General features: G+C 58.9%; 1 protein-coding gene. It reads right to left on the minus strand.

Annotation, left to right across the window (positions count from 1 at the left end; genetic code table 11):
* Window positions 1-28: 28 nt before the first annotated feature.
* The gene (locus KMZ15_RS04735) at window positions 29-16936 is read right to left on the minus strand and encodes an SDR family NAD(P)-dependent oxidoreductase (RefSeq protein ID WP_223691122.1); all 16908 of its coding nucleotides are present in this window, start codon (window positions 16934-16936) and stop codon (window positions 29-31) included.
* Window positions 16937-17287: the final 351 nt, after the last annotated feature.

A 17287-nucleotide genomic window follows, 5' to 3' on the forward strand; every position in this document is an offset into this window, starting at 1 on the left:
ATAGGTCATTATCGAAGGTGTGTATCTTCTACCCACTTGTCGCTGCAATGCGCCGAGGGAGCGGCGTGAGCGGCTGAGAAACAGTGCGGCCATCCGGACGTATGGTCGTCGTCACCGCAAACACGGGCGCAAGCACCGCTTGGTGTTCCCTTGCCAGATAGTCCGCCAGCGCTGCAATCGTAGGATACTCGAAGAATATCGCTGGACTCAGGGCCAAGCTGTATTTCTGGTGCAAGGCGTTGCTGAATGCTATCTGCGCGATCGAGTCAAAACCAAATTCGCTGAGCAGTACATCTCGCTCCAGTTCCTGCCGCGCAATCTTTAGTTGCGTTGAGAGCATCCCCGTTAACGCATGCTCTATTTGCGACGGCAACTCGCCGACTGCCGCTGGGCCACCTGCATCCAGAGCCACTGTCGTTGCCGGCAACATCGGTGTTTCGCAAGCAGCCCGCATGCATTGCAGCACACGAGCTACTGCGCCATATCCCACGACTACGTGCGGTGCGGGCTGGCCTAGTGCCTGGTACAGTGCCATTACGCCCACGGCACTCGGTATCACCTCCAGCCCGGTGTCTCGTCGCAGCCGCTCTTGGCCAGCCGCATCTATCTGCATGCCCCCTTCGGCCCACAATGGCCAACTCACCGATACGGTGCGACCTCGGCGTTGCCCTTGCACCACTAAGCTCGACCGGTACTGCGCATAGCTGTCCAGAAAGCCGTTAGCCGCAGCATAATCCGTCTGCCCCACATTACCCCATACACCAGCCACTGACGAGCACAGCACCAGCCAATCCAGCGCTACGTCTCGTGTCGCTTCATCCAATGCTACCAGGCCCGCCACCTTCGGCGCTAGCACCTGTCGCAAGGTCTCGCCGGTCTTCTGCGCCAGCAAGCCGTCGTGCAACACCCCAGCGCTATGGATCACACCATTCAGTTGCCCGTACTGCGCCACCATTTCCGCTACTAAGGTTGCCACTGCCACGGTATCGGTCACGTCCACTACCCGGTATGCGACACGCGCGCCTCTCGTCTGCAACTCCTGCAACTCACGCTCCTGCGCTGGCCTCAACGCGCTGCGCCCAGCGAGCACCAGCACCGGATGGCGTACTTGCTGCACTATGGCCCGGGCGAACACTTGCCCCAGTCCGCCCAAACCTCCGGTAATCAAATAGACGCCCTCGTCACGCCATGGCAGCGTCATCTCTTTGCTTTCACATGGCGCAAAGCCCCAGATCTCTCGTTGTCCTTGTACATAGCGCACCATCGGCGCAGGGGATACCGCCTCGGCCCGCAGCCGTTGCACCAATACCGGCATCGATAGTCCCGCTTCCACCGCCACCACCTGGCACACCAACAACGGGTATTCTTGCTGCGCGCTACGCAGCAAGCCGCCCAGCCCCTGCAATACCGCGCCTTCGCCTTCGCTGGGTACGACCAATTGTAGCAATAGCGCCTTGCCCGGATGAGTTGCGACCTTTTGCTGTGTCCATTCCAGCAATTGCACCGCATAGACCGTATAGCGCTGCGCCAGCAGGCCCGTTGCTGTCAATCGCACACACTGCGCTGCAGGCACTGTGGTGGCGAGTTCAGTGACTGTCTTTGCATCAGCTTCGTTCATCTCGCATAACAAGATCCCATGCCCCGCATACGCCGATACTGCCGCTGGTTGTGCCATAGCTTGTTGCGCCGTCCATTGCGGCGCCAGCAGGACGGTCTGAGGCGCAGCCACCTGCTCAGCGGCCTCATCATGCACAGTCCGTGTACTAAAACCACTCAAGCGTAGCGCCACCTGTCCATTCGCATCGACGATGTCAACGTCAAACTTGCGGATTGCCGCGCTGTCACCTGCTCCTGGGCGCACCACCGCCCATGCCGGCATTGGCAATTCACCCCATTGCCTCACCTGTGCCACCGCAAACGGTAACGCCAAGGTCACATCGGTCATGCCTTGCGTCATCCCCACGCTTGCCTGCAGCGCCCCGTCTAACACATTCGGCGCCCACGCATATCCTACCGGCCCCTCGCCCGACAACCTCAATGCGCCCACCGCTAGATCATCCCCTATCCACAATTCGTGCAGAACCTGGAAGCTCAGACCGTAACTCAACCCCAGTTGCGCAAATCGGGCATAACATGCCTCGCTCGTCAACCTTTGCTCACATTGCCCCCGTAGCGCCGCCAGATCCATCTGCGGCGCTTCGTCCGCCTCGGCTAGTTGAGCCCAACCCTGGCTGTACACTACCGTCTCGTCCCCACTGCCGCTGTAGATCTCAAAGCCAATCCGGCCATCTTCCTGCGTCTCTAGACCGATATAGATGTCCTGCGGCCGAGCTATCACCAGTGGGCGTAACCACATCACTTCCTGCAGCAAAACTGATAATCCCTCTATACCCCCCTCGTCCTCGCTGGCCAACGCCACCGCCGCGCGTGCCCACTCTAGTTGAGCGGCGCCGGGCACCACCCGCTCACCTTGCACCACGTGATCGCGCAGAAAAAACTCCTCGCCCGTGAGCGTGGTAGTAAAGCGCTGCTTACTCAAAGACGATGTGTTCCGGTGGACCAGCGGATGCAGCCGGCGTTCTAGCCCACCTTGCAGTGACGCCGGCACCCAGTACCGCTCCTTGGCAAAAGGATAGGTTGGCAGGCTGATCCGCTTTGGCCTCGCTGCACCATATAATTGTCTCCAAGCCACCTCAAGTCCCTGCACCCACAACTGTGCTAGCTTGCCCACCTGGCCCTTGGCGACCCAAATTTCAATCGCTTTTTGCATTCCTTCGTCGTCTCGGAATAGCGCCAACGCCTCCCGGCTGCGCTTAGGCTCGCCTTGGTAGAGGTATTCGCCAGCCGCCTCACCGCGCACGTAGCGTAATAGCTGTTCCTTCAGCGCACTGATGGACCTCGTTACCAGTGCCAACCTGACCCCCAGCGCCTCGCGTCCCACCTGTAACGTATACGCTAGGTCGGTCAGATTCACTTCAGCCGGGCGCTCCAGATACGCCAGCAACTGCTGCACCTGATCCCGCAACTGCGCCTCGCTCCTGGCCGATAGCACCACTACTACGGGCCCATTTGATACCGTCGGCGCCCTCTGTGGCCCAATGTATTCCTCAACGATGACATGCGCATTGACGCCACCAAAACCAAACGAACTCACCCCAGCTCGGCGTGGCAATACCTGCCCTTGCTGATCTCTTAATGCTTCCCACGCGCCCGTTTTCTGCACCACATAGAATGGACTACCGCTCAAAGCAAGCAGCGGATTCAGTTCTTCGCAATGCAAGCTTTTAACCAAGGTCTGGTGCTGCAGTTGTAGTAGCACCTTGATCAGGCCTACCACACCCGCGGCCAATTCTAAGTGCCCGATATTGCTCTTCACTGTCCCCAAGCCGCAACTCTGCGCCGGCAGTTCTGAGGCTAGTTCTGCGAACGCGCTCTTGAGTCCCTGCACCTCGATCGGATCGCCTAATTCGGTGCCTGTGCCGTGCGCCTCGATGTAGCTTACCGTGCCCGGCTCCACGCCCGCTTGTTGCAGCGCAGCCTTGATCAGATCAGCTTGCGCTCGCGGGTTCGGCGCCGTTAGCGAATGAGCACGCCCGCCATGATTGGTCGCACTACCTTTAATCAAGCCGTAAATATGATCACCATCTCGCTCAGCCGCCGACAGCGGTTTGAGGAACACCATACCTACGCCTTCCCCACGCACATAGCCATCCGCCCGTGCTGAAAAAGTCTTACAGCGTCCATCCGCGCTCAACATGCCCGCCTGGATAAAACTCTCGTGCATTTCCATCGACAGCAGCGTATTGACCCCGCCCACCACCGCCTGCGCGCACTGCCCGCTACGCAGCAACTCCAGCGCCCGGTGCACCGCGACCAGCGAACTCGAACACGCCGTATCGATCGGTTCACTCGGCCCATGCCAATTGAGCCAATAGCTCATCCGGTTCGGTCCCATCGACCCCGCCAGTCCCGCCGCGCTGTACCCTGCCACCTTCTCGCCCGCTTGCGTCAGCAACTGCCCATAACCGTTACCGGCGGAGGTCCCTACCAGCAACGCCGTGGCGCTACCCGACAGACTCTGCACCGAGTACCCTGCATCTTCGATCACTCGGTACACATACAACATCAGCAGCCGCTGCTGCGGATCCATCCCTTGCGCTTCACGGGGCGAGATGCCAAAAAAGAGGGGATCAAATTCGTCTATATTTTCGATCACCCCGGCATGGCGAATCGCCGGCGCCAACCCACGCTCCCAGCGGCTCGCCGGCAATGCCCCGATGCTGTCCCGCTCCGCTAGCAGGTTTGCCCACAAGGCATCAATATCCTCTGCTTGCGGGAAACATCCGCTCATGCCGATCACCGCGATCGGCTCGCCCTTGACCGTATTGTGCCTACTCACATCGCCCCTCAGCGTTGCCGCAGCAACGCGTTCCCGCCGACGCTGGCGGGCGGGAGCGAACGGCGAAGACACTGTGCTGCTCTGCAGACAGGTCGGCGCCGTCACCGTTGCCGTAAACTTGGGCGCTAGCTCCGCTTGGTATTCCCGCGCCAGATATCCAGCCAGTGCTGCAATTGTCGAGTACTCGAAGAATATCGTTGGACTTAGAAGCAAACTGTACTTCTGGTTCAAGGCGTTGCCCAACCCTGTCAGCATGACCGAGTCAAAACCAAATTCGCTGAGCGGCGCATCTCGCTCCAGCTCCTCACGCGCAATCTTCAGTTGCGCTGAGATCAACCCCGTCAACGCATACTCTATTTGCGACTGCAACTCGACCACTATCGCTGGGTCATCAGCGTCCAAAATTGCTGTCAATGCCAGCCGCATCGGCGTTTCGCAAGCAGCCCGCAAGCGTTGTAGCACAGGAGCCACTGCGCCATACCCCACGACCACGTGCGCTACGGGCTGCCCCAGCGCCTGACACAGTGCCGTTACGCCCGTAGCACTCGGCATTGCCTCCAGCCCAGTGTCTCGTCGCAACTGCTCTTGGGCGGCCGCATCTATCTGCATGCCCCCTTCGGCCCACAACGGCCAACTCACCGAAACGGTGCGGCCTTGGCGTTGTCCCTTTGCCACTAAACCCACCCGATACTGCGCATAGCTGTCTAGGAAGCCATTACCCGCTGCATAATCCACCTGCCCAATATTGCCCAACACGCTAGCCACCGACGAGCACAACACCAGCCAATCTAGCGCCATCTCTCGCGTCGCCTCATCCAAGGCCACCAAGCCCGCCACCTTCGGCGCTAGCACCTGCCGCACGGTCTCGCCGGTCTTCTGCGCCAGCAAGCCGTCGTGCAGCACCCCAGCGCTATGGATTACGCCGTTTAATTGCCCGTACTGCGCCACCATTTCCGCTACTAAGGTTGCCACTGCCACGGCATTGCTCACGTCCACTGCTCGGTACGCAACCCGCGCGCCCATCGTCTGTAATTCCTCCAGCACACGCTCCTGCGACGGCGGCAACGCACGGCGCCCGGTCAGCACCAGTACCGGATGGCGTACCTGCTGCGCTATGGCCCGCGCAAACACTTGCCCCAGTCCACCCAAACCGCCAGTAATCAGATAGACGCCTTCGTCATGCCATGGCAGCGCCGTCTGTTCAACTTCCCATGACGCCAAGCCCCAAACCTCTCGTTGCCCTTCTACATAGCGCACCACCGGCGTTGGCGACACCGCTTCAGCGCGCAATCGTTGTACCAATACTGGCACCGATACCTTCGCCTCTACCGCCACCACCTGGCACGCCAACAGCGGATATTCCTGCTGCGCACTACGCAATAAGCCACCCAGACCTTGCAGCACCGCCCCTTCGCCTTCGCTAGGCACGACCAGTTGTAGCAACAGCGTCTGGCCCGGATGGGCGGCGATCTCTTTTTGGATCCATTCCAGCAATTGCACTGCATAGGTCGTATAGCGCTGCGCTAGCGTGCCCGTTGTCGTCAATCGCACACTCTGCGCTGCAGGCACTGCGGTGGCGAGTTCGGTTACTGTCTTTGAATCATCCTCGCCCACCTCGCAAAATAGAATTCTGTGCGCCCCATACGCCGGTAATGCCACGGGTTGTGCCGTGGCTTGCACCGTCCATTGCGGCGTCAATAGGGCAACCTGAGGTACAGCTGTCGCTTGCTCGGCGGCCTCTCGCATGAGCCGTGTACTGAAACCACTTAGGCGCAATGCCACCCGCCCACCGGTATCGACGATGTCGACATCAAGCTTACGGATTGCTGCACTGTCGCCCACACTCGGGCGCACTACCGCCCACGCCGGCACTGGCATTTCGCCCCATTGCCTCACTTGCGCCACCGTGAATGGCAGCGCCAGAGTCGCACCGGCCGGGCCTAACGCCAACCCCCCACTTGCTTGCAGTGCTCCGTCTAGCACATTTGGCGCCCACGTATAGCCGACTGGCACTTCTGCAGCCAAGCGCAAGGCGCCCACTGCAAGATGATCGCCTACCTGCAATTCGTTTAGCATCTGAAAGCTCGGCCCGTAACTTAACCCCAGTTGCGCAAACCGCGCATAACACGCCTCAGCCTCCAACGTCTGCTCACATTGGCCTCGCAGCCCCTCCAGATCCACCCTAGGCGCTTCACCCACCTCGGCTAGTTGAGCCCAACCCTGGCTGTACACTACCGTCTCGTCCCCACTGCCGCTGTAGATCTCAAAACCAATACGGCCATCTTCCTGCGTCTCTAGACCGATATAGATGTCCTGCGGCTGGACTATCGCCAGTGGGCGTAACCACGTCACGTCCTGCAGCAAAACTGATAATCCCTCTATACCCCCATCGTCCTCGCTGGCCAACGCCACCGCCGCGCGTGCCCACTCTAGTTGGGCGGCGCCGGGCACCACCCGCTTACCTTGCACCACATGATCGCGCAGGAAGAATTCCTCACCGGTGAGCGTAGTGCTAAAGCGCTGCTGGCGTAAAGATGACGTATTCCGATGTACCAGTGGATGCAGTTGACGTTCTGCTCCACCTTGCACCACCGTTTGCGGCACCCAATACCGTTCCTTGGCAAACGGATAGGTCGGTAGACTGACCCGCTGCGGCTTCGTTTGACCGTATAACTGCCCCCACTCTACCTCTAAGCCCTGCACCCACAACTGAGCCAGCTTGCCTACCTTGCCGCGGACAACCCATTTACCGATCGCTTCCTGCAATTCTTCATCGGCCCGAAACACCGACAAGGTATCTTGTTCACGTTTAACCTTGCCGTAATACATGCCCTCCAATTCGCCCTCGCCCTGCATGTAGCGCAATAACTGCTCCTGCAGAGGCTCAATCGCAGTCACTATCAGCGCCAAGCGCACTCCTAGCACCTCACGCCCCACCTGTAACGTATAGGCCAGGTCAGCCAGGTTCACCTCAGCCCGGCGCTCCAGATACGCCAGCAACTGCTGCACCTGATCCCGCAACTGCGCCTCGCTCCTGGCCGATAGCACCACTACTACGGGCCCATTTGATACCGTCGGCGCCCTCTGTGGCCCAATGTATTCCTCAACGATGACATGCGCATTGACGCCACCAAAACCAAACGAACTCACCCCAGCTCGGCGTGGCAATACCTGCCCTTGCTGATCTCTTAATGCTTCCCACGCGCCCGTTTTCTGCACCACATAGAATGGACTATCGTTCAAAGCCAGCAGCGGATTCAGTTCTTCGCAATGCAAGCTTTTAACCAAGGTCTGGTGCTGCAGTTGTAATAGCACCTTGATCAGGCCTACCACACCCGCGGCCAATTCTAAGTGCCCGATATTGCTCTTCACTGTCCCCAAGCCGCAACTCTGCGCCGGCAGTTCTGAGGCCAGTTCTGCGAACGCGCTCTTGAGTCCCTGTATCTCGATCGGATCGCCTAATTCGGTGCCTGTGCCGTGCGCCTCGATGTAGCTTACCGTGCCCGGCTCCACGCCCGCTTGTTGCAGCGCAGCCTTGATCAGATCAGCTTGCGCTCGCGGGTTCGGCGCCGTTAGCGAATGAGCACGCCCGCCATGATTGGTCGCACTACCTTTAATCAAGCCGTAAATATGATCACCATCTCGCTCAGCCGCCGACAGCGGTTTGAGGAACACCATACCTACGCCTTCCCCGCGCACATAGCCATCCGCCTGTGCTGAAAAAGTCTTACAGCGTCCATCCGCGCTCAACATGCCAGCCTGGATAAAACTCTCGTGCATCTCCATCGACAGCAGCGTGTTGACCCCGCCCACCACCGCCTGCGCGCACTGCCCGCTACGCAGCAACTCCAGCGCCCGGTGCACCGCGACCAGCGAACTCGAACACGCCGTGTCGATTGGTTCACTCGGCCCATGCCAATTTAGCCAGTAGCTCATCCGGTTCGGTCCCATCGACCCCGCCAGTCCCGCCGCGCTGTACCCTGCCACCTTCTCGCCCGCTTGCGTCAGCAACTGCCCATAACCGTTACCGGCGGAGGTCCCTACCAGCAACGCCGTGGCGCTACCCGACAGACTCTGCACCGAGTACCCTGCATCCTCGATCACCCGGTACACATACAACATCAGCAGCCGCTGCTGCGGATCCATCCCTTGCGCTTCACGGGGCGAGATGCCAAAAAAGAGGGGATCAAATTCGTCTATATTTTCGATCACCCCGGCATGGCGAATCGCCGGCGCCAACCCGCGCTCCCAGCGGTTCGCCGGCAATGCCCCGATGCTATCGCGCTCTGCTAGCAAATTTGCCCACAAAGCGTCGAGATCCTCAGCTTGCGGGAAACATCCACTCATGCCGATGACTGCGATCGGCTCGTTCTTAATCACATCGCGCTTACTCGCATCATCCCCCTGCATTATCGCTGTACCCCTTTCCCGCCGGCGCCGAAGAATAGGGGAAGAGAGTGGAAGAACGGCACCGATATCTGGACAGATCTGCTCCGACACCACAAACGCGGGCGCTAGCATCGCTTGGTGTTCCCGCGCTAGATAAGCGGCTAGCGTTGCAATCGTCGAGTACTCGAAAAATATCGTTGGACTCAAAGTCAAACCGTACTTCTGGTTCAACGCGTGGCTAAAACCTGTCAGCGTGATCGAGTCAAAACCAAATTCGCTGAGCGGCGTATTTCGCTCCAGTTCTTCTCGCGCAATCTTTAGTTGTGCCGAAATCACCTCACTCAACGCAGACTCTAGCCGCGACGACAACTCACCCGCCGTGCTCAGGCTAGCGTTCAGAACCGTTGCGGTAACCGGCAAGTGCCGCTCGCTCGCGCCTGGTGCGCGGACCGTGGCCTGAACAGGCCGTACAGCGGAACGCATCGGACTGATTAGCGCTTCGACTTGGTGTGGCTGCCGCACTACGCCATTGCTGAAAGCCGCCACGATCTGCTGGCCTAGCCCGTGCGCCGCCTCAGCAGGGAAGGTGATGGTCTCAAAGCCCTCCGCTGCCAGCACCTGCTGCCACATCGGCGAAGTCAGCCCAGGTGTACCCGCGATCCGTAACGCACTATCCTCGGCTAACCACCAGCCGTCCAGCAACCCAAACGTCAAGTGTGCAAACAGACCCATGTCTGTCAGTTCATTGAGCAACAACAAACCGTTGCCCTTGAGGAGTGTCTTGGCATGGCGCACCGTACGGCGAATATCATGTGTAGCATGTAGAACATTGGCTGCCACTATGACGTCGTAGTAACCCAACGCGAAGTCCTGCTCCTTCGGTGCACGCTCGATGTCGAGTTTCTGCGTATGCAGATACGGCACCTGCGGTGCGTAGTGCTGCTGCGCATGCAGCAGAAATGCCGCCGACACATCCGTATAACAATACTGCTCGATCTGCGACGCATACGGCGCCAGTTGTGCAAACATCATCGTACTGGTGCCGCCGGTGCCCGCACCAATCTCGAGTATGCGTAGCTTGGCCTGCGGATCGGCTTGCAAGCGCGCTTGCACATACGCGATAAGTCGCTCGGTAAGCACCGCATTGAAGTAGTCCGCTACTGGATGATTGCGGTACACGCCTTCCATCCGATCTAACCGCCCTTGCGGGAACAGCACCTCGGTCGCCGCAATCTCGCCGCGCAGCACGGCGGGCAAAGCCCGCAGCGTGACATCCACCAATTGGACCTGGGCCCGCAGCGTCGGCTTGTCTTGAGCGGTGGCGCAATACACTTCCCATTGCGCCCAACATTCGGCGGGATCGCCTGGTGTCTGTGCGAGCAGCCCGCGCGCCTCCAGCCAGCGCAGACTGTGGGCGTGCCAACGCGTATATGATGCGGGTGGGAGCGTATCCGCTGTAAGCCACCCCAGGGCAGCCAACTGCACCCGCAGCAACGGTGCGAGCTGCACTTCGAGATCCGTGATATCCTGTGCCGCCCCCTCGGGCAGCGCCGCCTCCACCTGCGGCAGCGCCACAGCTGGCGCAACGGGCAGCGCTGTCACCGTCTCGTGCGCCTCAATTCCCAATACATCGGCCACCGCAGTCTGTGTCGTCTTCACAAACACCAGTTGATCCACCGGCCCGGCCAGCAACTGCTCCAGTGTAGCCATCGCCTCGGGCGACTCAATCGAACCCATACCCATCTGCGCCATCCGCTCGCGGTAGGGCGCTGAGGCCACTATCCCCACACTGCCCCAATAGCCCCAGTGCATTACCTTCACCGGGTAGGACCGAGCGCCCATCCCTTGCGCAAACGCATCCGCAAAGCAGCACCCCGCCGCATAGTTGCTCTGCCCTGGCGGCTTCATGAAGCTCTGGATCGATGAAAAGAATACCAGCCAATCCAGCTTCTCCTGGCCGAACACCTCAGTCAGATGTTCCGTGGTGGCCACCTTGGCCGACCATGCCGCCTCGAAGGTCGCTTCATCCATCTGCGCCAAACTGCGGTCAGCTAGCACAATCGCTGCATGCACCACCCCGTGGATCGCACCGAAACGCTCCCGGATCATTGCATGCGCCAGCGCCAGTGCATTCTGGTCGGTCGCATCCGCTTGCAGGTAGAGCGGCATTGGACCCAATGCTCCAAGCCGCGCGCACTGTTGCGTGATGGTTGCGTCTTCGGCACGCCGGCCTAGCCAAACCACTTGGGCCTGGTAATGTTGGATCAGATACTCGCTTAAGGCCATCCCCAAACCGCCCGCTCCGCCGAGGATTACGTACACCCCACCCGTGCGGTAGGCTGACCCCATGGCCGCAGGCAGCGTGCACGGCACGAGCCGTTGCCGGTACCCCTGACCATGCCGATACGCCCGCGCATCGCCCCGGCCATCGGCTGGTTGCTTTAGCAGCCACGCTAAGGGTACATCCTCGTGCGCCGGCACATCGAGCAGCCGCACCCGCCAGTGCGCATACTCCTTGGACAGTGAGCCCATCAAGCCGTGTACGCCAGCGGCGGTGGCATCGACTGCCTCCCTCGGCCACACTGCTTGCGCTTGCTGCGTCACCACCGTCAGGCCCAGCGACCGTGAGCCGTAACCCAGCGCCAGCAGCGCTTTGTGCAACTTGAATCCTAGTTGCGTTGCCACCGCATTGGCGGGTGGCACCCACCACACCAGATGATCCAAAGGCGAATCACTATGGAAGCGTTCGATCAACGCTTCCATACTCTCCGTACCTGTCAACAAAATCCTTTTCGCCTGTGGGTAACGCTCCAGCCAGGCTGACTGCGCAGGTTCTGGGGCGCCCACCAACATCACTTGCTGCTGAGGAAGCGGCCAGGCTTCATGCGTTTCTTCTGTCTCGTCTACTGCCCCTTCCCACACCGGCGCTAGCGTCAACTCGCCCACCAAGACGGGTACCGGCAAAGCAAGCGGTGTTGGCACCGTCTGAGCAGCTACCTCGGCGTAATCGACTGCCTCATGCAAGAGTCGTGTACTGAAGCCGCTTAGGCGCAGTGCTACCCGCCCACTGGCATCGACGATGTCGACATCGAGCTTGCGGATTGCCGCGCTGTCGCCCGCTCCCGGGCGCACCACCGCCCACGCCAGCGTTGGCAACTCACCCCATTGCCTCACTTGCGCCACTGTGAACGGCAGCGCCAGGGGCACGTCAGTCTTGTCTTGCGTCAACGCCACACTCGTCTGCAGTGCCCCGTCTAGCACATTCGGTAACCACGCATAGCCGGCGGGCACCTCTGCCGTCAAGCGCAAGGCGCCCATCGCTACGTTATTGCCTAGCCGCAATTCGTGTAAAACTTGGAAGCTCGGACCGTAACCCAACCCCAGTTGCGTAAACCGCGCATAACACGCCTCGCCTGTCAACGTCTGCTCACATTGCCCTCGCAGCGCGGCCAGATCCACCTGTGGCGTTTCACCCACCTTGCTCAACTGGGCCCAACCCTGGTTGTACACTACCGCCTCATCCCCACTGCCACTGTAAATCTCGAAGCGAATACGGCCGTCTTCCTGCATCTCAAGACCAATCTGCACTTCCTGCGGCTGCACCACTACCAGCGGGCGTAGCCACGTCACTTCCTGCAACAGAACCGATAGCCCTGCCGTGCCAACCTCACCACCGCTGGCTAGCGTCACCGCCGCGCGTGCCCACTCCAGTTGGGCCGCCCCCGGCACCACCCGCTCGCCTTGCACCACGTGATCGCGCAGGAAGAACTCCTCGCCCGTGAGCGTCGTACTAAAGCGCTGCTCACTCAAATTTGACGTGTTTCGGTGTACTAACGGATGCAGTTGACGCTCTAGCCCACCTTGCCCTTGCATCCCTTTCTGCGACACCCAGTATCGCTCCTTGGCGAAGGGATAGGTCGGCAGACTGATTCGCTGCGGCTTCGTCTGACCATATAACTGCCCCCACTCTACCTCTAGCCCCTGCACCCACAACTGCGCTAGCTTGCCCACCTTGCCGCGGGCAATCCACTTACCTAGGGTTTCCTGAAACTCCTCATCAGCCCGCAACACTGGAAAGATGTCTTGCTCACGATTGACTCTGCCGTGATACATGTCCTCTTGATCCACCTCGCCTCGCGCATAGCGTGGTAGTCGCTCCTGCAGATTCTCTACGGTAGCCGCCACTAGTGCCAATCTCACACCCAGCGCCTCGCGTCCCACCTGAAGTGTGTATGCCAAGTCTGCCAAATTCACCTCATCCTGGCACTCTAGGTATACTAGCAACTGCTGCACCTGGTCCCGCAACCGCTCCTCATTCCTGGCCGATAGAACCACTACTACGGAGCCACTCAATACCGTGGGTACTCTCTGCGGCGCAACATGCTCTTCAACGATGACATGCGCATTGGTACCGCTAAAGCCAAATGAACTAATCCCCGCACGTTTGCGCCCCGCCGGCCAAGCCTGGGTTTGCGTCACCACTCGTACCGGCAAGCGCGCCCAAGGAATATGAGGATTCGGTGTCTCAAAGTGCAGCTGCACCGGCATCACCCCATGCTGTATCGACAGCACAGTCTTGATCAGTCCTGCGATACCGGCGGCCGCTTCTAAATGGCCAATTGAACTCTTTAGCGAGCCAACTAAAAGGGGCTGATCATCCGGCCGTCCCACTCCAAGCACTTGAGCCGCGGCCATCACCTCGATCGGATCTCCTAGCTTGGTGCCAGTACCATGCGCCTCCAAGTAGCCGATCTCGTGCGGCGCGACTCCCGCTTGGGCTAACGCCTCTTCGATCACTGCCTGCTGTGCCAACTGGTTCGGCGCGGTCAAGCCACTGCTACTGCCATCCTGATTGATCGCACTGCCCCGAAGCACCGCTAGAATCGGATCTCCGTCGGCCTGCGCATCGGACAATCGCTTCAGAATCACCGCCGCGCAGCCTTCCCCTCGCACATACCCATCGGCCGACGCATCGAACGTCCGGCAACGTCCATGAGGCGAGAGCATGCCTGCCTGTTCATACGCCAGGAACCGCTTCTCATCAAGCAACAAATTAACGCCTGCGGCCAAAGCCAGGTTGCACTCCCCGCCCAACAAACTACGACATGCTGTATGCACCGCCACTAGGGATGAACTGCAGGCGGTATCGATACTGAGTGCAGGACCCTGCCAATCGAAAAAATACGACAGCCGACCTGCAGCTACCGAACACGCATTGCCAGTGGCAAAGTGCGCGTTGAGATCAGCCTCGCTCCCATGCTGTGCAATCAGCCCTTCGTAGTCACCTGCCATCATCCCCACGAAGACCCCGCTACGCGTACCACGTAGCATTGCCGGCGCAATTGCGGCGGATTCCAGTGCTTCCCAAGCCACCTCCAACAAACATCGTTGCTGCGGATCCAAGAGTTCCGCCTCGCGCGGAGAAATACGGAAAAATCCCGCGTCAAAGCGATCGACTTCACTCAGGAAGCCTCCCTGCCAACGGCATAAGTCGTTTTGGCCCCACCACAGCGCTTGCCGGCTGGCGGGCAGCTGACCAACAAGATCATGCGCCGCCAGCAATTTTTCCCACAGCTGGGCTGGCGTATTGACGCCACCAGGCAGACGGCAAGCCATACCGATGAGCGCGATAGCTTCATCAGACTGGCTGGATTCCGGCCGTAGGCCGTGGCCCTGTGAAGCAAGCACAGTTCTGCTTGAGGCTGTAGTTGAAGTTACGGTTGTTTGCAATGCTGGGGTGGCATTTGGCCGCGCCATAAAATACCCCATAATCGCCGCGGGCGTGCCATAGCTGAATAAGAACGTCGAGGGCAACGATTCTCCCAGACGGGCTCCTAACAGCATTCGTAATTCAAGCAATTCCAGCGAACTCAGCCCCATTTCCATCAACGGTACTTGGGCGCCATAAAACGCAGCCCGTTGACTGCCCAGTACCTGCATCACCGTGCTAGATACGACTGGCTCGATCTGATCAGCGACTTGCATGGCACGCTCAGGGACAGCTTGCTGGACCTCGGTCTTGGCAACGGCAGCGCCTCTAGGACGCAACGGGTATTCGATGAGAATTCCAGCCCCCTCATTATCTGTATCCTCCGGCCGGAATCTCCTTAGCACTTCACGCAGGACCGCTCCATGCGAAGTGTGAAAGTGCAACATCGGATCGAGCAACTGGCCCTGTTCGTTGCTTGACTGGATATAGTCATCGAGGCTACATGCTTGTTGGCGCCGGATAAAGTGTGCGCAGCGCGTGACCCCCACCACAGCGTCTACCCCATCCAGCGTGGCACTATAGGCCAGGATCAAGCCGATCAGCGCATCACTGAACCCCCGCCCCTTCATCTCAGGCGCAACAAACAATCCTAACAGTTGTACACAACGGCCTTCTGACCGATGTAAGCGCGCCATATCCTTATAGCAAGCGCGGCGCAGAGCGTCGAGAGACTCGATGCGCTGTGTATATAGCGCCGCCACAATCTGTCCGCCGAACTCCAACACCCACTGCTCCTGGGCAAGATCGCACACCCGCCGCTTTATTTCCGCGATAGGCGTATGAAGCGCTTTCGGCTGGCAGATCCGGTCGAGTTGCTTAAGCCGGCGTAGATCAGAGCGGATCGGATGCCGGACGGTATAAGGTTGGGGTACCAAACGATGTAGAGAAATACGGGTAAAGTCCATCTGCTTAGGGATAGCCTGTGACATGCCCTCTTCCGGAAAAAGCCCCGCCTCTGCTGCGGCCGCTAAAAAAATCGGGGCTTCAACCAGTTGCTGGCCAGAGAAGGCATGATAGGCATCGAAATGAGCGCTTTCCGTCAGATCTCCCAAGCGCTTGACGGTGACTGGCGGCAAACAATGGACCTCCAATACAAGCAAGCCAAAGCGGGAAATGGCTTTACGCCAGCGGCGCAGATGCTCCACCAAGCCCTGCACGGCATGGGCTGCCTTAATCTCACCACCGTCACGCGCAACATACACGCCCGTACCCTTCACCTCCTCCTGGCGCCGAGCAGCGCTCTTATCCTCAAGAGGCAAAAAAGGGCGATCATGATCCAAGAAAGAACGCACATGCAGAATGTTTTCTGGATCTGTAATACCTGCGGCAGCTAAATCGGCTATCAGTTGCTGCGGGTCTGCGATATCCGCCCGCACCAGCACATGCGGCAAACCCGCCAAGGTTTTTCCTGTGGCTTCGAGCGCCAGCGCATTGTAGTCTGCTCCGATCAGGGTAAGCGGATATTCTGTCAGGGCCTGGCCCCTGGCCGATCGTGTTTTGACAAGCTCGTAGATCCGGCGCAATAAACTCCCGTCTCCGCATCCCATATCCGCCACATAACGCGGTTGATTAGCCAGAGGGGATTGATCAAAGATACGCAAAATGAGGGTATCCAGCTCGGCAAAGTGGCTTTGATGCTGCACGCCGCTGGCCGTGACATTCAAAGTGCGGTCTATATGAGATTCATGCCCATGTTCATCCGCGTCGAATACCCCTTCTGCCTTGCCAAATAGTAAGTCATCGATGCCACCAAACATCGTCGCATAAGACACCACCACCCCCAAAGCCCCGCTACTCGCCAACAAGGCCCCACCGCTTGGTGTCAACCGAAAACCAGCGGCCCCGACTTGTCCCCAGCCACGTTGAACAAACAAACTCTGAATGGCTTGTAACGCAGCAATTGATATTTCGTTTGGCTGAGCCTGTTCGAGCACGTGATTGCCTAGCGTCGCCAGCTTGGCCAGCAGGGGCGCCAACAAAGCACCGTCCAACACGTTGACTACGGCCGGATCAGCGCCAGCCCAGCCCGTGCCACAGCGCTCTAGCCAGAGCAGCAAGCGCGCGGGCTGCTCAGCCTCCAACGCATGCGTCATCGACAAATGTATCAAATCTGCCAAATCGTTCGGCAACTGCCGGACAAGGGCGGCGCCTTTAGTTGCCTCATACTGGTCCAGCTCAAGCCATTCTATCCAACCTAATTCATATAAGAGCCGAAGTGCTGCATGTAAGTGTCCCACGTTGCCCCGACAGCGTGACGCCAGTTTCTTGAGCGTCATCGGTCGCGTTGACATCGCCTCGAAAACTCCATGCCACGCAAATGCGCTAATGACAGGTGTTGCAACCCAACCATTGGCAAATCCATTGACGACATCTAGCATAATGCGGTTCTCTCTTAATTGTTATGGACCAACAAACAAGCACTCAGCTAAACAACTCATACCTTTTCATCGCTGCCATTTCTCAGCATTAAGGAGCTTCAAGTTTTCAACACTTTACTTTAGTTTTTCAATTATTTTTTGATTTATTCGATTGACGATGGATTAACCTTTTATATCATTTGGAACTAAGCGGGTGTCCCGCATCTTCTATGCTGATTTGCTCGACGTCCCTTTAGGCCGGTGAGGATGTCAAAGACCTCATTTCAAGAGTTTATCGGCTCCAAAACAGGGGCCCTCATCTGACTCATTTTAATCGTGATCATCAGACCAGCAAAAGCGCACAAAAAACCC

The sequence above is a fragment of the Mycoavidus sp. HKI genome, from assembly GCF_020023735.2.
Taxonomy (GTDB): Bacteria; Pseudomonadota; Gammaproteobacteria; order Burkholderiales; family Burkholderiaceae; genus Mycoavidus.